Here is a 16,768-nt window from a genome sequence, read left to right on the forward strand (position 1 = left end):
TCCCCACAATGTTATCTTTTTTGTGCCAGAAAACCCACTTCATCCCACTTTCTGCCACTTGCGCACACTATAGGAATCCGCCGGAGGCACCGTCAAGGCACGTTCGGAAGGAAAAGCCTTACAGGACCGAGATTTAGCGCGTTAAAGGATTGTGAAAGGTATTTCACAATGAAAAAAACACGAGAAAAATCAAACCCGCACAAGCCACTGGGGCTTGAACTTAAAGTGATTTATTAAGAGTAAGATTTTTTCGGTATTACCAAAGGGGGGTCTGCTATCGAAAGATGCAGAAAAGAAAGGTGGAGAGTCGATCTGTAAGCCGGGTTTTGTCGAGGACAGTCATTCCTCTACGACGGCCATCACTGGACGCCTCTAGCAACCTACCCGGTTCCGACGCGGGCCACGCCTGATGGAACCCTATTTGGTCTTGCTCCGAGTGGGGTTTACCTAGCCACGAACTGTTGCCAGCCGTGCGGTGCGCTCTTACCGCACCTTTTCACCCTTACCGGCACCGAAGTGCTTAGGCGGTTATTTTCTGTGGCACTTTCCGTAGGCTCACGCCTCCCAGGCGTTACCTGGCACTCTGCCCTATGGAGCCCGGACTTTCCTCCCCCGAACTTTTGCGGAACAAAAGACGGCAGCGACTGTCCAATCGACTCTCCGCCGACAAGGTTAACGGCACACGCGCTCAAGAACAAGCGCCAGCAGCATTTATATCAATTTGCCACTACTGGGCCTTCTGTTTATCCAGGGCACGTTGATACAACAGGTTCTTGCGCACGCCGGTAATTTCCGAGGCAAGCGCCGCCGCCCGCTTCAGCGGCAACTCGGCCAGCAACAGGTCGAGCACACGCTGGGCCTCGCTACTGATGGCCTGCTCGCCCTCCGGTGCACTCCAGCCACCGACCAGTACCACGCACTCACCGCGCTGCTGGTTGCTATCACCAGCGACGAACGCCCGCAACTCGGCCAGTGGCAAGCCCTTGAGCGTCTCGAAGGTTTTCGTCAGTTCGCGCGCCAGCAACGCCGGGCGCTCCCCGCCAAACACCGTTTCCATGTCCTCGAGGCACTCGAGGATACGGTGCGGCGCTTCATAGAAAATCAGCGTGCGCGGCTCTTCGCGCACTTGCTCCAGGCGTGCCAGGCGCCCCGCCTGCCTGGCCGGCAGGAAACCTTCGAAAATGAAACGGTCCGAGGGCAGGCCTGCCGCCGACAATGCCGCGATCAAGGCGCAGGCGCCCGGCACAGGCACCACGCTGACCCCGGCAGCCCGCGCCTGGCGCACCAGGTGGTAGCCAGGGTCAGAAATCAACGGGGTACCGGCATCGGAAACCAGCGCCACATCTTCGCCGGCCAACAGCTTGCCGAGAAAGCGCCCGCCTTCGTCCCGCTCGTTATGCTCGTGGCAGGCCGCCAGTGGTGTATCGATGCCAAAATGTTGCAGCAGGCGGATTGAATGGCGGGTGTCTTCGGCTGCGATCAGCGCCACGTCTGCCAGCACCTTGAGCGCCCGGGCGCTCATGTCATCGAGGTTGCCGATGGGAGTTGCCACCACATACAGCGTTCCCACGGTGGGTTTAGAAGCCCCTGCCACATCAGTCACTGCGCACACCTGTCATTCGGATCAAAGGCGCCATTGTAGCCCGAGCGCCCGCAACAGGGCGCAAAGAACTTCATACGCGACCGGCGGCAAGCCACCTATAGTGAAGGATCGACACGGCAACATCGCGCCCCGGCCAGTGCTTGGGTACAATTGCCGGCCAACTTGATCGAGTAACAGGACCTTTACATGATCGCTTGCCTGCGGCTGCTCACAGCCCTCTGCCTCGCTGCCCTGCTGGCAGCCTGCGCCAGCTCGCCCTCATCCAGCCTGGGCGAACTGCCACGCACCCCGGATGCCAGCATCGAGCAACTGCTCGAGCAGGCTGCTTCCAGCAAGTCTGCGCAAGACGCCGCCCTGCTGCGCCTGAGCGCAGCCGACCTGGCCTACAAGCAGAAGGACTTCCCCCGCGCCGCACGCATTCTCGAGCAGGTCCCGCTGGACACGCTCAAGCCGGCCCAGCAAGTGTTCGCCAGCACCCTGGCGGCAGAACTGGCCATGAGCCGCAACCAACCCAAGGCTGCCCTGGCCGCCCTGGCCCACCCAAGCCTGCAGCACGTTCCCGAGCTGCCGAAGGAACAGCAGGCGCGCACCTACTACGTGCACGCCGCCGCGCTCGAGGCCGATGGCCAGGCCCTGGCCGCCGCGCAACAGCGCGTACTGCTGGCCCCACTGCTCAGCGACCAGGCCGCCAGCGCAAACAACGACGCCATCTGGGCCTTGGTCGCCTCGCTGCCGGCCGAACAGCTGCAGCAGCCGGCCACTGACCAGACCCTGGCCGGCTGGACCAGCCTGGCCCTGGCGGTGAAAAGTGCCGGCACCCTCGAGCAGCAACAGAGCGCCATCGAGAGCTGGGTCAAACAGCACCCGGACCACCCGGCGGCCAAACAGTTGCCAGTGCCACTGGTCAAGCTCAAGGAACTGGCCAGCCAACCGCTGACCAAAATCGCCCTGCTGCTGCCCCAGGAAGGGCCACTGGCCGGGGTTGCCCGGGCCCTGCGTGACGGCTTCATGGCCGCCCACTTCCAGGCCCAGCAGGCTGGCCAAGCCGCCCCTGCGGTGCAGGTGTTCGACAGCTCGCGCATCGGCTCGCTCGACGACTTCTACCGCCAGGCCCAGGCCGCAGGCGTGCAGCTGGTCATCGGCCCGCTGGAAAAACCGCTGGTCAAGCAATTGGCCAGCAAACCGCAACTGCCGATCACCACCCTGGCGCTCAACTATGCCGATGCTGGCCAGGTGGCCCCGCCGCAATTGTTCCAGTTCGGCCTGGCGGCCGAGGACGAAGCACGCGAAGTATCCCGTCGCGCCCGTGCCGATGGGATGGTCCGCGCCGTAGCCCTGGTGCCGAGCGGCGAATGGGGTGATCGCGTGCTGGCCGCCTTCCGCCAGGACTGGGAAGGCAATGGCGGCACCGTGCTCGCAGCCCAACGCATCGCGCAACCGGTTGCGCTGGCCCAGCAGATTGCCGACCTGTTCCAGTTGCGCCAGAGCGAAAGCCGCGCCAAGAGCCTGCAGAGCACGGTTGGCGGCAACATCGCCGCACAACCGTCGCGCCGCCAGGACATCGACTTCCTCTTCCTTGCCTCTACCCCTCAGCAAGCGCAGCAGATCAAGCCGACCCTGAATTTCCAGTACGCCGGTGACGTACCGGTATACGCCACTTCCAACCTGTACAGCGCCAGCGGTGACGTCAACCAGTACAACGACATGAACGGCATCCGCTTCTGCGAAACCCCGTGGCTGCTCGATACCAGCAATAGCCTGCGCCAACAGGTGGTTCAGCAGTGGCCGCAAGCCGCCGGAAGCCTGGGCCGCCTGTACGCCATGGGCGTCGATGCCTACAGCCTGGCACCGCGACTGGGCCAACTGAAGGCGCTGCCGGATAACCGCGTCCAGGGCCTTTCCGGCAGCTTGAGCATCAACGCCAACCAGCGTGTGGAGCGCCAACTGCCATGGGCTGAATTCGCTGGCGGCCAGGTCAAGCGCCTGCCTGATACCCCGCGCTGATGGCTGCAGCATCACCGACCGGCGCCGGCCACGCTGCAGAAACCCAAGCCCTTGAGTACCTTCAGGGGCAAGGCCTGCGGCTGCTGGCGCGCAACTGGCGATGCAAAGGCGGCGAGCTTGATCTGGTCATGCTCGACGCCGATACAGTAGTATTCGTCGAAGTCCGCTACCGGTTGCACGCGGCCTTCGGAGGCGCCCTCGCCAGTATCGATGGGCGCAAGCAGAAACGGCTGGGGCATGCGGCCAGCCTGTTCCTGCTCAAGGAGCCCCAATGGGGCAACCACCCCTGCCGCTTCGACGTTGTCGCCCTGCAGGGTAGCCACCATGCAGGCAAACCGCTTCAGTGGCTGAAAAACGCCTTCGAGTGCTGAACCCTCTACGTTTTTTTTGCTCTATGTATCGCGGGCTGGTCGTTGTTGCGCGTAACAAAGGCCACCGCCCCATTTAAGGTCACCAGATGGACATGCAATCCCGAATTCGCCGGCTGTTCCAGGCCAGCATCGAAACCAAGCAACAGGCGATGGACATCCTGGCACCGCACATCGAGCAGGCCAGCCTGGTCATGGTCAATGCGCTGCTCAATGAGGGCAAGATGCTCGCCTGTGGCAACGGCGGCTCGGCCGGCGACGCCCAGCACTTTTCCTCGGAACTGCTCAACCGCTTTGAGCGCGAACGCCCGAGTTTGCCGGCCATCGCCTTGACCACCGACAGTTCGACCCTGACGTCGATCGCCAATGACTACAGCTATAACGAAGTCTTTTCCAAGCAGATCCGCGCACTGGGCCAACCGGGCGATGTTCTGCTGGCGATCTCCACCAGCGGTAACTCGGCCAACGTGATCCAGGCGATCCAGGCCGCGCATGACCGCGAAATGATTGTCGTAGCAATGACGGGGCGCGACGGCGGCGGCATGGCCTCGCTGCTGCTGCCAGAGGACGTGGAAATCCGCGTACCTTCGACAGTGACGGCGCGCATCCAGGAAGTCCACCTGCTGGCGATCCACTGCCTGTGCGACCTGATCGACAGCCAACTGTTCGGGAGTGAAGAATGACCCCTATGCGCCTTGGCCTGCTGGCCCTGACTCTGTGCCTGAGCGTTACCGGCTGCAGCTCGGTACTTACCTCTGCCCGCAATTCGCCCATTGAAGACGACCGCGGCACGCGCACCATCGGCAGCAAGATCGACGACTCGCTGATCGAAACCAAAGCCGCGGTCAACATCTCCAAGGCCAACCCGGACCTGGACAAGGGCTCGCACATCGTCGTCAGCAGCTACAACGGTATCGTCCTGCTCGCTGGCCAAACCCCACGCGCCGACCTCAAGAGCCTTGCCGAGCAAACCGCCAGCCAGGTTCAACGGGTGAAAAAGGTGCACAACGAGCTGCAGGTCATGCAGCCGTCTTCGATTCTGGCGCGCAACAACGATGCCTGGCTGACCACCAAGATCAAGACCCAGATGCTGACCGACAGCGCCGTGCCCAGTTCGCGAATCAAGGTCATTACCGAGAACGGCATCGTCTACCTGCTCGGCCTGGTGACCCAGCAGGAGGCCAATTCCGCCACTGCCGTAGTGCAGGGCGTATCGGGTGTGCAAAAAATCGTCAAACTCTTCGAGTACATCGACTGAAGAACCCTGGGCCGGAAAGGCAACAATCCCGGCCTAAAAAAGGCGACCCTTCAAGGTTGATGCCTGTCAGTTAAGCGTTAATGGGGCTGCTTTGCAGCCCTTCGCGGGCACGCCCGCTCCTACACGCGATCCCCTGTGGGAGCGGGCGTGCCCGCGAAGGGTCGCAAAGCGGCCCCAAATTACTTAACTGCTGGCATTAACCCTACAAGGTCGCCTTTTTTATTACTTGACCACTTTCAGGCTTGGTCGACCAGTCGGGCGCGGCGGCTGGCCACCACCTTCTGGCGGGCCATCGTCATCCGGCTGCACATCATCGTCTTCCAGGTCATCGCCATCCGTCAGCGGCTGCTCCAGCTCGAAGACCATGCCTTGGCCATTTTCGCGGGCGTAGATGCCCAGGATGGCGCCAACCGGCACGAACAGCGAATGGGTCACGCCACTGAAACGGCCCTCGAAACTGACCGCGTCGTTATCCATGTGCAGGTTGCGCACAGCACTTGGCGAAATATTCAGGACAATCTGGCCATCATTGGCGAAACCATCTGGTACCTGCACCTTTGTGTATTCGGCATTGACCAGCATATGGGGCGTGCAATCGTTGTCGACGATCCACTCGTACAGTGCTCGAACCAGATAGGGGCGACTGGAGTTCATCAACGGCTCCTTAAAGCTTACGCATTTCACGTTCTACAGAGGACAGGCTCGCCTGGAATGGCTCGCGGGCGAACTGGCGCTCCATGTAATCCAGCAGCGGTTTCGCTTGCCGGGGCAACTCGATGCCCAACACTGGCAGGCGCCAGAGTATGGGCAGTAGACAACAATCGACCAGGCTTTGCTCATCGCTCATGAAACAGGCGAACTCATTGAACAATGGCGAAACACCGGTCAGGCTTTCGCGCAGGGCCTTGCGCGCTTCACTTCGGGCAGCCTCGCTGCTGCGCGAATCAAGCACGCTATCGGCAAGAGCACACCAGTCGCGCTGAATGCGGTGTATCAGCAACCGGCTGTTGCCGCGCGCAACCGGGTATACCGGCATCAGCGGCGGGTGCGGGTAACGCTCCTCGAGGTATTCCATCACCACGGTCGATTCATACAACGCCAGGTCACGGTCGACCAGGGTCGGCACACTGCCATACGGGTTGACCTCGGCCAGCCTGGGCGGCAGGCGCGCCGGATCGACATCGATGACCTGCACGCTGACACCCTTCTCGGCCAGCACCAGGCGTACCCGATGAGAATAATGGTCAGCGGGGTCGGAATAGCAGGCTAACCTGTTGGTTGCGCCCATGTAGCGGCTCCTCGCACGAGATGCTGTGCAACTTTAAATGAAAACGCGCCCGGGGCATCCTGGCATTTCTGCCAGGCGCCCCGGGCGCGTTCAACAACCAGAAATTACTGCGTGATCAGTGCACGTCCTTCCAGTATTCACGCTTGAGCAAATAGGCGAATACGAAGAAGAAAGCCAGGTACAGCAACACATAGGTACCGATGCGCTGGCTTTCCAGTTTGACCGGGTTGGCCGAATAGGCCAGGAAGGTCACCAGGTTCTTGACCTTCTCGTCGAACTGCTCGGCGGTCAGGGTACCGGATTTCGGCGTAACGGTCAGCTGGTCACAGGCTTCATGGGTAATCGGGCTACCGGTCAACGGGTCGAATTGCTTCTTCCCATCGGTCACCGTCTGCACCTGCTTGCAGCCAATCACCTGGTTGCCCTGCAGGCCGACCAGCACGTTGGGCATGCCGACGTTCGGGAACACCTTGTTGTTCACCCCATAAGGCCGCGAGGGGTCCTCGTAGAAACTGCGCAGGTAGGTGTACAGCCAATCGGTACCACGTACCCTGGCCACCAGGGTCAGATCGGGCGGCGCGGCACCGAACCAGGTCTTGGCGTCATCTGGCTTCATGCCGATCTGCATGTGATCACCGATCTTGGCCCCGGTAAATACCAGCTTTTCGAGCATCAGTTCGTGGGGGATGCCCAAGTCATCGGCCACACGCTCGTAGCGTTGGAACTTGGCACTGTGGCAGCCCATGCAATAGTTGGCGAACGTCCGCGCGCCGTCCTGCATGGCGGCCTTGTCGGTCAGGTCGATATCGACCTTGTCCAGTTCCAGCCCGTGTTCGGCAGCGAAGCAAAAGGCAGGCATCAGTGCCAGCAAAAATACTGCAATCAACTTTTTCATCAGCCAGTCACCCTTTCCGGAACCGGTTTGGTCTTCTCGAGCCTTGTGTAGAACGGCATCAACAGGAAGTAGGCGAAGTACAGCACCGTGCACACCTGCGACAACAGCGTGCGCCCAGGTGTCGGTGCCAGCACGCCCAGCACGCCGAGGATGACGAAGGCCACGCAGAACACCAGCAGGAAGAGCTTGCTGATCCAGCCTTTGTAACGCATGGAACGCACCGGGCTGCGATCGAGCCAGGGCAGTACGAACAGCACCGCAATCGCCGCCCCCATGGCGATCACACCCATCAACTTGTCAGGCACCGCACGCAAGATGGCGTAGAACGGTGTGAAGTACCACACAGGGGCAATATGCTCCGGCGTCTTGAAGGCGTTGGCCTGCTCGAAGTTCGGCTTTTCCAGGAAGTAACCGCCCATTTCCGGGAAGAAGAACACCACCGCACAGAACACGAAGAGGAACACCACCACGCCGACAATATCCTTGACGGTGTAGTACGGGTGGAACGGAATGCCATCGAGCGGAATGCCGTTTTCGTCCTTGTTCTTCTTGATGTCGATGCCATCGGGGTTGTTCGAACCCACTTCGTGCAGGGCAAGAATGTGCAGCACCACCAGGCCGAGGATGACGATAGGCAGGGCGACCACATGCAGGGCGAAGAAGCGGTTCAGGGTAATGCCGGAGATCAGGTAGTCACCACGAATCCATTGGGTGAGGTCGCCACCAATCACCGGGATGGCACCGAACAGCGAAATGATGACCTGGGCACCCCAGTAGGACATCTGGCCCCACGGCAGCAGGTAACCCATGAAGGCCTCGGCCATCAGCGCCAGGTAGATCAACATGCCGAACAGCCAGACCAGCTCGCGGGGCTTCTGGTAGGAGCCGTAGAGCAGGCCGCGGAACATGTGCAGGTAAACCACGATGAAGAACGCCGAAGCACCCGTGGAGTGCAGGTAGCGCAGAATCCAGCCGTATTCGACGTCACGCATGATGTACTCGACCGAGGCGAATGCCTCTTCTGCCGAGGGCGTGAAGCTCATGGTCAGCCACACACCGGTGACGATCTGGTTGACCAGCACCAGTAATGCCAGGGAGCCAAAGAAATACAGGAAGTTGAAGTTCTTGGGCGCGTAATACTTGCTCAGGTGATCTTCCCACATCTTGGTCGCGGGGAAGCGAGCATCAATCCAGTCCATGAACTTGCTCATCATGCTTTCTCCTGGTCGACGCCGATGACGATGATATCGTCCGACTCGTACGAGTGCGGCGGTACGGGCAGGTTGAGTGGCGCCGGCTGCGACTTGTAGACACGCCCAGCCAGGTCGTAGTGGGAGCCGTGGCACGGGCAGAAGTAGCCACCCACCCATTTAGGGCCAAGGTCGGCTGGCGCAACCTCCGGGCGGAAGGTGGGCGAGCAGCCCAGGTGGGTGCACAGGCCGACGAGAATGAGGATTTCCGGCTTGATGGAGCGGACTTCGGGGTCGACATAGGTCGGCTGCACCGAAGATTTGGAATCGGGATCAGACAATTCGCCGGTAATTTTCTTCAGGTTACCGAGGATCTCCTCGGTGCGCCTGACGATGAACACCGGCTGGCCTCGCCACTCGGCTACCATCTGCTGCCCGGCCTCGACCTTGGCGATATTGACCTTCACCGGTGCTCCCGCGGCTTTCGCCTTGGCACTGGGAAACCATGACCCCACGAACGGTACCGCAGCCCCCACTGCTCCCGCTGCCCCGACCACGGATGTCGCGGCTACGAGGAAGCGGCGCCGGCCTGCGTTGACGCCGTCATTGCTCATTCAGTCCTCTCCCATCAGCTTGCTTGGCCTGTTGAACCAGGCCTGTACTTAGGTTGTGTCTGTGGCACTAAAATTTGGTCGCCATGGTAAGAAACAAATCCACACACTGACAAGGGATTAGCCGGGCAAGGGCCCACTACCAGCGCTTTGCTTGATCTGCGTCTATGCGACGAGCGGCCACAGACATGCTGACAGGTTAGTTCAAGGCAAAAAAAAAGCCCGGTTCCAAGGAACCGGGCTCTTTTCGACTGCCGAAGCGGTATTAACGCTTGGAGTACTGAGGACGCTTACGCGCTTTACGCAGACCCACTTTCTTACGCTCGACTTCACGAGCGTCGCGGGTGACGTAGCCAGCACGACGCAGAGCGCCACGCAGGGTTTCGTCGTATTCCATCAGGGCGCGGGTGATACCGTGACGGATCGCACCGGCCTGACCGCTGACACCACCACCGGAAACGGTGACGTAGATGTCGAACTTCTCAACGGTTTCGGTCAGCTCGAGCGGCTGACGAACAACCATGCGAGCGGTTTCGCGACCGAAGAACACGTCCAGAGAACGGTTGTTGATGGAGATGTTACCAGTACCCGGACGCAGGAATACGCGAGCGGTTGCGGTCTTGCGACGGCCAGTGCCGTAATTTTGAGTCGCCGACATAATGAACTATCCCGTTAGATCTTCAGTTCTTGAGGCTGCTGAGCAGTGTGTGGGTGAGCAGCACCCGCGTACACTTTCAGCTTACGGTACATGTCGCGACCCAGCGGGTTCTTAGGCAGCATGCCTTTGACCGCGGTTTCGATAACACGCTCAGGGGCCTTGGCGATCAACTTCTCGAAGTTGATTTCCTTGATACCGCCCGGGAAACCGGAGTGGGAGTAGTACATCTTGTCGGAAGACTTGGCACCAGTCACACGAACCTGTTCAGCGTTGATAACGACGATGTAGTCGCCGGTGTCAACGTGAGGGGTGTATTCTGGTTTGTGTTTGCCACGCAGACGGGTAGCGATTTCGGTAGCCAGACGACCCAGGGTCTGGCCAGCGGCGTCGACTACGAACCACTCGCGCTTTACTGTTTCCGGTTTAGCAGTAAAAGTTTTCATTCTCTAAAGCCTCAGAGGCCGCCCAGCGAAAAATAGACGGCGAATCTTACTGGATAGTGCACAGCTTGCCAAGGGCAAGCGCGCAGCCGAACACTGACGCTTTTGGGGGCTCGGGTCGGGCACGCCAATATTCGACGGGGTTCTTCCTGCGTGATGGTGCATCACTTCCGCCACGCGGAGAGGGGCTGAATTATCCAGATTGCGCGAAAAATTTCAACCTGCTTTGATGAGCTTCCATTGCCAAGGAGTGTTTACCCGATGGAATACCGCCAGCTCGGCCGAACCGACCTCAACGTCAGCGCCCTGTGCCTGGGCACCATGACCTGGGGCGAGCAGAACGACCAGGAAGAGGCTTTCGGCCAAATTGCCCGGGCCAAGGCCGCGGGGATCAACTTCATCGACACGGCCGAAATGTACCCGGTGCCCCCACGTGCGGAAACCTACGCCGCTACCGAGCGCATCATCGGCAACTGGTTCAGGGCCAACGGTGACCGTGATGACTGGGTGCTGGCCAGCAAGGTTGCCGGCCCCGGCAACGGCATCAGCCACATCCGCGATGGCCAGCTCAAGCACAACCGCCAGCACATCGTCGCGGCGCTGGACGAGAGCCTCAAGCGCCTGCAGACCGATCGCATCGACCTGTACCAGCTGCACTGGCCGGAACGCAGCACCAATTTCTTCGGCAAACTGGGGTACCAGCACCTGCCGCACGATCACTTCACGCCGCTGGAAGAAACGCTGGAAGTGCTGGACGACCAGGTACGGGCCGGCAAGATCCGTCATGTTGGCCTGTCCAACGAAACGCCGTGGGGCACCATGAAATTCCTGCAACTGGCCGAAAGCCGGGGCTGGCCACGGGCGGTATCGATCCAGAACCCGTACAACCTGCTCAACCGCAGCTTCGAGGTGGGCCTGGCGGAAGTCGCCATTCGCGAGCAATGCGGTTTGCTGGCGTACTCGCCGCTGGCATTCGGCATGCTGTCGGGCAAGTACGAGAACGGCGCTCGGCCGGAAAACGCCCGCCTGACCCTGTTCAGCCGCTTTGCCCGCTACTCCAACCCGCAGACCGTGGCCGCCTGCAGCCGCTACGTGCAGCTGGCCCGCGAACACGGCCTGGACCCGGCGCAGATGGCCCTGGCATTCGTGACGGGCCAGCCGTTCGTGACCAGCAACATCATTGGCGCTACCAGCCTGCAGCAACTGGACAGCAACCTGGCCAGCGCCGAGCTGCACCTGAGCGACGAGCTGCTGGCGGCGATCGAAGCCATTCACCAGGCGCAGCCGAACCCGGCACCTTGAGCGTAATCCTGTACCGGCCTATTCGCGGGCAAGCCCGCTCCCACAGGGTTCAGCGCAGGCTCTGTGGGAGCGGGCTTGCCCGCGAAGAAGCCAGCGCGGTGCTGCGGGCTAGACACACTCGCCAAAAAATAAGACGATCCAGCCGGTGATTGACCACTCTACCCTATAAGAACAATGACAATGATGTTTACCCAACCCCCCGCGTCGCTGCGGCGCGTCAGCATCCTGGCCATTGACAAGGTGTTCGCTTCGACCTTGATGCAGGCCAAGGACTTCTTCCACCTCGCCAGCCTGCGCTACGGCAAGCAGCTGGGCCTGGGCTTGCAGCCCATGTTCGAGATCCGCCTGGTGAGCCCCGATGGCCTGCCCGTGGACAGCTTCAGCAATGTACAGCTACCGGTCGACGGCGGCCTGGATGACGCCGATGTCATCATCCTGCCAGCCTACTGGGACGACTTCGACAACCTGCTGCAACGCTACCCACAGGTGCTGCCGTGGCTGCGTAACCAGCACGCCCGCGGCGCGGTGCTGTGCGCGGAGGCCAGTGGCGTGTTCTGGCTAGCCGAAAGTGGCCTGCTCGACGGCAAGGAGGCGACCACCTACTGGCGCTTCTTCAGCAGCTTCGCCGAGCGCTTCCCGAAGATCCGCCTGAACCAGGACAAGCACCTGACCGACGCCGACAACATCTATTGCGCTGGCGGCGCCACTTCGGCCTGTGACCTGTACATCTATCTGATCGAGCGTTTCTGCGGGGCCAATGTGGCCCGTGCGGTGTCGCGCGACATCCTCTACGAAGTGCAGCGCAACTACACGCCGGGGCGCATGGGATTTGGCGGGCAGAAGCTGCATCAGGACCTGATCATCCTGCAGATCCAGCACTGGCTGGAAGAGCACTTCGCGGACAAGTTCCGCTTCGAGGATGTGGCCCGCAACCACGGCATGAGCATCCGCAACTTCATGCGCCGGTTCCAGGGGGCGACCGGCGACAAGCCGCTGCACTACCTGCAACGGCTGCGGATCGAAACGGCCAAGGGGTTGTTGTCGAGCACGCGCAAGAGCATCAAGACCATCAGTTACGAGGTCGGTTACGACGATGCCAGTTTCTTTGCGCGGCTGTTCCGCCAGCATACCGAGTTGTCGCCGAACCAGTACCGGCAGCAGTTCATGCAGGAAGCTTGAGGGCTTATTAGGGCCGCTTCTACAGCAGTGAATCGCTGAATCCTGTAGGAGCGGCCTTGCGTCGCGATGGGCCGCAAAGCGGCCCCAAAATGCTTAAGGCTTGTGCGCACGAGACAGGAACTCGTGCGACTGCATCTCCAGCAAGCGGCTCAGGGTACGCTGGAACTCGAAGCTCAGGCGCCCACCGGTGTACAGGTCTTTTAGCTCCACCTCGGCCGAGATGATCAGCTTGACATTGCGGTCGTAGAACTCGTCCACCATGTTGATGAAACGCCGCGCGATATCATCGGTGGTCACCCCCATCTGCTCGACATTGCTCAGCAGCACCGCGTGGAAGATCTTGCCCAGCTCGATGTAGTCGTTCTGGCTACGCGGCCCGTCGCACAATGCCCGGAAGTCGAACCAGGCAACGTCGTCGCACGTACGCAAGGCATTGATCGGGCGGTTCTCGATCATCAGCACGTCATTTTCGACCGCCTGGGTGCATTCCGGGGTCAGCGCCTTGAAGCTGGCACGCATGCTTTCGTGCGCTGCCTCATTGAGCGGGTAGTGGAACAGTTCGGCCTGCTCCAGATGACGCAGGCGGTAGTCCACGCCGCTGTCGACGTTCACCACGTCGGTGTACTGCTTGATCATGGCGATGGCCGGCAGGAAACGCGCGCGCTGCAGGCCATCCTTGTACAAGCCGTCGGGCACGATGTTGGAGGTGGCGACCAGCGACACACCGTTCTTGAACAGCTCTTCCATCAAGGTGCCGAGGATCATCGCATCGGTAATGTCCGAGACGAAGAACTCGTCGAAGCAGATCACCTTGGCCTCTTCGCTGAAGCGCTTGGCAATGATGGTCAGCGGGTTCTTCTCACCCTTGAGGGTCTTCATTTCCTCGTGCACACGCTTCATGAAGCGGTGGAAGTGGGTGCGCATCTTCTGCTTGAACGGCAGCGCCTCGAAGAAGGTATCGACCAGGTAGGTCTTGCCCCGCCCTACCCCACCCCAGAAGTACAGGCCCTTGACCGGGGTCTGCTCCTTCTTGCCGAACAGCTTGCCGAATACCCCCGGCTTGTTGTTCTGCGCCTGTACCAGGTCGTCGTACAGGCGCTGCAGGTGACGCACAGCAGTTTCCTGCGCCGCGTCATGGAAGAAGTCGGGACGTTTCAGATCTGCTTGATAGCGTTCTAAGGGAGTCATGATTCGTTAGCGAGGCAACAAAAAACGGGCCGTCACTGTAGCGACCGGCCCGCTTTATGGCAATTGGAGTTGCGGCGAATTGCCTCAGTCCTGTTGTGGGGCCAGGGCTTCGTGCAGGCTTCGAATGGCTGCATCCCGCCCTTCAGCGCTGGCGAACTGCGGCCCGTCGGCAACCTGTTCACCGTTGAGCCACAAGCCGAAACCCAGGCCCTGCACACGCACATCGGCCTCAGCACCCTGCTGCAGTTGCTTGCTCACCGCACCTGCACTCTTGCCGTCGGCAAAGCTGCGCGACAACAGCAGTTGCTCACCGTCGGCGGCCAGCAGGCGGAAGCGGAAGCTGCCGTCCTCATCACGGAAGCTGACGAAACGCGCGCTCTTGGCGGCCTTTTTCTTCACTTCGGTACTGGTTTGCACGCTGCTGCGGAACGAGCGCAGGCCAACCGCCTCGCGCAGTTGCTCCAGGAACGGGGTGGCAATCTTGCGGGCCTTGGCGGCCCCCGCCAGCAGGATATCCTCAAGGTCGGCCGGGCGCGCGATCAGCTGGTGGTAGTGCTCGCGTTTTTCCGCCAACTGGCCGTCCAGCAACTGGAACAGGCGCTGCTTGGCATCGCCCCAGCCCAGGCCCTGCAACAACTCGTCGCGGAATCCGGCGCACTGTTCTGGCGTAGCGAAGGCCTGGTAGAGGGTGAACAGGTGCGAAGTGTCCGGGTCCTTGGCTTCGCCAGGCGCACGCGAATCGGTCACGATGCGCGAGATGGCGTCTTTCATGTCCTTGGCGCTGGTGAACAACGGAATGGTGTTGTCGTAGCTCTTGGACATCTTGCGCCCGTCCAGGCCCGGCAGGGTCGCCACGCTTTCTTCGATCACCGCCTCTGGCAGGGCGAAGAAGTCCCTGCCTTGGCCGAACAGGTGGTTGAAACGCTGACCGATGTCCCGGGCCATTTCCACGTGCTGGATCTGGTCGCGGCCCACCGGCACCTTGTTGGCATTGAACATAAGGATGTCGGCCGCCATCAGCACCGGGTAGCTGAACAAGCCCATGGTCACGCCGGCATCCGGGTCTTCACCGGCTTCCACGTTCTTGTCCACCGAGGCTTTGTACGCATGTGCACGGTTGAGCAGGCCCTTGGCCGCAACGCAGGTCAGCAACCAGGTCAACTCGGGGATTTCGGGAATATCGGACTGGCGGTAGAAGGTCACCTTGTCGGCGTCCAGGCCACCGGCCAGCCAGGTGGCGGCGATTTCCAGGCGCGAGCGCTGGATGCGCAGCGGGTCGTCGCACTTGATCAGCGCGTGATAGTCGGCCAGGAAATAGAACGAGTCGACACCGGGCTGCTGGCTGGCACGGATCGCCGGGCGGATGGCGCCGGCGTAGTTGCCCAGGTGCGGAGTGCCGGTGGTGGTGATACCGGTAAGAATGCGCGTGGTCATGGGTGTTCGCTTATTCAGGCTTGGCTCAGTTCGAAAGGCGCGGCAGCAGCAGATCCTTGAGATCGGTCAGCTTGCCATGAAAGAAGTGTCCGCATTCTGCCACTTTCAGCAGCTCATGGGGGCGCGACAGGCTGTCGGACCAATCGTAAACCAGCTGCGGCGCGACCACTTCATCGGCCTCCGGCTGCACCACGGTGATCGGGCATTGCTGTGGCAGGGGGAATTCGTCGGTCAGGCGCATTACCGCTGGGGCAATCATGAACAAGTGCTGCAGGCTCACCCCGCCCGCCTCCAGGCGGCCAGCCAGGCTGGTGGCAACGAAGCCGCCGAACGAGAAGCCCATCAGCACCAGCGGCAATTGCCGGTGCTTATCGCGCAGCCAGGCCGCAGCAGCCTCGGCATCGGCCACTTCGCCTGCGCCCATGTCGTGGCTGCCAGCGCTCTGCCCAACGCCCCGGTAGTTGAACCGCAGGGTCACATAGCCGGCGTCACGGGCGGTGCGCTGCAGGGTCGAGACCACCTTGTTGAGCATGGTGCCGCCCTGAACCGGGTTGGGGTGGCAGATCAGCACCGCGCCGCGGGCATCGGCCACGTCCAGGTACAAGGCTTCCAACTGGCCACTGGGGCCATCGATGAACAAGGGGGTTTCGCGGACAAGCAAGGCACTACTCCGTGACCTCGGGGTGGGTCGTTTCGTCTAGGTGAGGAATTCTGTTCTGATTTGCGATCGCTCGCGGTATACAGCGCAGGTCTGAGCCGTTAACGTAAAGCAAAGCCGTTTATAGAGGAAGGACTCGTGGAACTCTCGCTCCTTGTTTGGTTGTTGCCGACCTTGGCCCTGGTCATTGGCGTGGTCGTCGGTTTCGTCGTGGCTCGCCTGCTGCCCAATGCCGCGCCCAGCAGCACGCAGCGCCAGCTGGATGAAATGCAGAAACGCTTCGACAACTACCAGAACGAAGTGGTTACCCACTTCAACAGCACTGCAGTACTGGTCAAGAAGCTGACCCAGAGCTACCAGGATGTCCAGGACCACCTGGCCGACGGTGCCAACACCCTGGCGCTGGACGAACTGACCCGCCAGCGCCTGCTGGCCGCCCTGCACTCCGAAGGTGCGCATGGCCCCCGTGATCGCCTGACCCCGCCGAAGGACACTGCCGAAGTGCCGCGCGATTATGCGCCAAAGGTGCCGAATTCCCCGGGCATGCTCGACGAGAGCTACGGGCTCAAGCGTTGATTCGCTGAACATGAAGAAGGCCTCGCGAGAGGCCTTTTTTGTGGGCAGCCCAGGTACGCCACAGCATTTGTAATCTGCGCAATATCTGTGGGAGCGGGCGTGCCCGCGAACACCGG

General features: G+C 61.0%; 18 protein-coding genes and 1 other RNA gene. 7 read left to right on the forward strand and 12 right to left on the reverse strand.

Going from position 1 to position 16,768, the window contains the following annotated elements:
* Window positions 1-299: 299 nt before the first annotated feature.
* An RNA gene (rnpB, locus tag G1E_RS27090) (RNase P RNA component class A) lies at window positions 300-660 on the reverse strand.
* A gap of 67 nt (window positions 661-727) precedes the next feature.
* On the reverse strand, window positions 728-1,603 hold the full coding sequence (rsmI, locus tag G1E_RS18030) for a 16S rRNA (cytidine(1402)-2'-O)-methyltransferase (RefSeq protein ID WP_033690725.1): 876 nt from the start codon (window positions 1,601-1,603) through the stop codon (window positions 728-730).
* Between the two features lie 186 nt (window positions 1,604-1,789).
* Between rsmI and G1E_RS18035 the strand changes: the two genes are divergently transcribed.
* From G1E_RS18035 to G1E_RS18050, 4 genes are all read left to right on the forward strand, one after another.
* Complete coding sequence (locus G1E_RS18035) at window positions 1,790-3,607, forward strand: penicillin-binding protein activator (protein ID WP_009684425.1); 1,818 nt, start codon at window positions 1,790-1,792, stop codon at window positions 3,605-3,607.
* Window positions 3,607-3,978 (forward strand): YraN family protein, encoded by a 372-nt coding sequence (locus tag G1E_RS27795; protein WP_029887794.1) that lies wholly within the window; start codon window positions 3,607-3,609, stop codon window positions 3,976-3,978. Before G1E_RS18035 ends, G1E_RS27795 begins: the two co-directional genes overlap by 1 nt.
* A gap of 86 nt (window positions 3,979-4,064) precedes the next feature.
* Window positions 4,065-4,658 carry a phosphoheptose isomerase gene (locus tag G1E_RS18045; RefSeq protein WP_029887793.1) on the forward strand — a complete coding sequence of 198 codons (594 nt, stop codon included), beginning with the start codon at window positions 4,065-4,067 and terminating at the stop codon, window positions 4,656-4,658.
* Window positions 4,655-5,233: a BON domain-containing protein gene (locus tag G1E_RS18050; protein ID WP_009684429.1), complete on the forward strand. Its 579-nt coding sequence runs from the start codon at window positions 4,655-4,657 to the stop codon at window positions 5,231-5,233. The genes G1E_RS18045 and G1E_RS18050 overlap by 4 nt, the downstream gene beginning before the upstream one ends.
* A gap of 222 nt (window positions 5,234-5,455) precedes the next feature.
* On the opposite strand, the gene G1E_RS18055 is transcribed toward G1E_RS18050, so the two are convergent.
* From G1E_RS18055 to rplM, 7 genes are all read right to left on the reverse strand, one after another.
* Window positions 5,456-5,887 (reverse strand): ClpXP protease specificity-enhancing factor, encoded by a 432-nt coding sequence (locus G1E_RS18055; RefSeq protein WP_009684430.1) that lies wholly within the window; start codon window positions 5,885-5,887, stop codon window positions 5,456-5,458.
* 10 nt (window positions 5,888-5,897) lie between these two features.
* Window positions 5,898-6,521, reverse strand: a complete 624-nt coding sequence (locus G1E_RS18060) for a glutathione S-transferase N-terminal domain-containing protein (protein WP_009684431.1) — start codon at window positions 6,519-6,521, stop codon at window positions 5,898-5,900.
* 115 nt (window positions 6,522-6,636) lie between these two features.
* On the reverse strand, window positions 6,637-7,416 hold the full coding sequence (locus G1E_RS18065; RefSeq protein WP_009684432.1) for a cytochrome c1: 780 nt from the start codon (window positions 7,414-7,416) through the stop codon (window positions 6,637-6,639).
* Window positions 7,416-8,627, reverse strand: a complete 1,212-nt coding sequence (locus G1E_RS18070) for a cytochrome bc complex cytochrome b subunit (protein ID WP_029886541.1) — start codon at window positions 8,625-8,627, stop codon at window positions 7,416-7,418. The genes G1E_RS18065 and G1E_RS18070 overlap by 1 nt, the downstream gene beginning before the upstream one ends.
* Entirely contained in the window at window positions 8,627-9,220 is a 594-nt protein-coding gene (gene petA / locus G1E_RS18075) for a ubiquinol-cytochrome c reductase iron-sulfur subunit (protein ID WP_009684434.1), read from the reverse strand. The genes G1E_RS18070 and petA overlap by 1 nt, the downstream gene beginning before the upstream one ends.
* A 262-nt stretch (window positions 9,221-9,482) precedes the next feature.
* Window positions 9,483-9,875 carry a 30S ribosomal protein S9 gene (gene rpsI, locus G1E_RS18080; RefSeq protein WP_003260797.1) on the reverse strand — a complete coding sequence of 131 codons (393 nt, stop codon included), beginning with the start codon at window positions 9,873-9,875 and terminating at the stop codon, window positions 9,483-9,485.
* Between the two features lie 14 nt (window positions 9,876-9,889).
* Window positions 9,890-10,318, reverse strand: coding sequence for a 50S ribosomal protein L13 (rplM, locus tag G1E_RS18085; RefSeq protein WP_003251819.1), 429 nt, complete (start codon window positions 10,316-10,318; stop codon window positions 9,890-9,892).
* Between the two features lie 258 nt (window positions 10,319-10,576).
* On the opposite strand from rplM, the gene G1E_RS18090 reads away from it, so the two are divergent.
* The gene (locus G1E_RS18090; RefSeq protein WP_009684435.1) at window positions 10,577-11,617 is read left to right on the forward strand and encodes an NADP(H)-dependent aldo-keto reductase; all 1,041 of its coding nucleotides are present in this window, start codon (window positions 10,577-10,579) and stop codon (window positions 11,615-11,617) included.
* 258 nt (window positions 11,618-11,875) lie between these two features.
* Entirely contained in the window at window positions 11,876-12,796 is a 921-nt protein-coding gene (locus tag G1E_RS18095) for a GlxA family transcriptional regulator (RefSeq protein ID WP_172828420.1), read from the forward strand.
* Between the two features lie 93 nt (window positions 12,797-12,889).
* Here the strand turns inward: G1E_RS18095 and zapE are convergent, their stop codons facing one another.
* The 3 genes from zapE to G1E_RS18110 all read right to left on the reverse strand — a co-directional run bounded on the left by zapE (window position 12,890) and on the right by G1E_RS18110 (window position 16,079).
* Window positions 12,890-13,984 (reverse strand): cell division protein ZapE, encoded by a 1,095-nt coding sequence (gene zapE / locus G1E_RS18100; protein WP_009684437.1) that lies wholly within the window; start codon window positions 13,982-13,984, stop codon window positions 12,890-12,892.
* A gap of 84 nt (window positions 13,985-14,068) precedes the next feature.
* Window positions 14,069-15,418 (reverse strand): tryptophan--tRNA ligase, encoded by a 1,350-nt coding sequence (locus G1E_RS18105; RefSeq protein WP_009684438.1) that lies wholly within the window; start codon window positions 15,416-15,418, stop codon window positions 14,069-14,071.
* Between the two features lie 25 nt (window positions 15,419-15,443).
* Window positions 15,444-16,079: an alpha/beta hydrolase gene (locus G1E_RS18110; protein ID WP_009684439.1), complete on the reverse strand. Its 636-nt coding sequence runs from the start codon at window positions 16,077-16,079 to the stop codon at window positions 15,444-15,446.
* Window positions 16,080-16,214: 135 nt separating this feature from the next.
* Between G1E_RS18110 and G1E_RS18115 the strand changes: the two genes are divergently transcribed.
* The gene (locus G1E_RS18115; protein WP_009684440.1) at window positions 16,215-16,652 is read left to right on the forward strand and encodes a YhcB family protein; all 438 of its coding nucleotides are present in this window, start codon (window positions 16,215-16,217) and stop codon (window positions 16,650-16,652) included.
* Window positions 16,653-16,768: the final 116 nt, after the last annotated feature.

The sequence above is a fragment of the Pseudomonas sp. TJI-51 genome (genome assembly GCF_000190455.2).
Classification (GTDB): domain Bacteria; phylum Pseudomonadota; class Gammaproteobacteria; order Pseudomonadales; family Pseudomonadaceae; genus Aquipseudomonas; species Aquipseudomonas juntendi.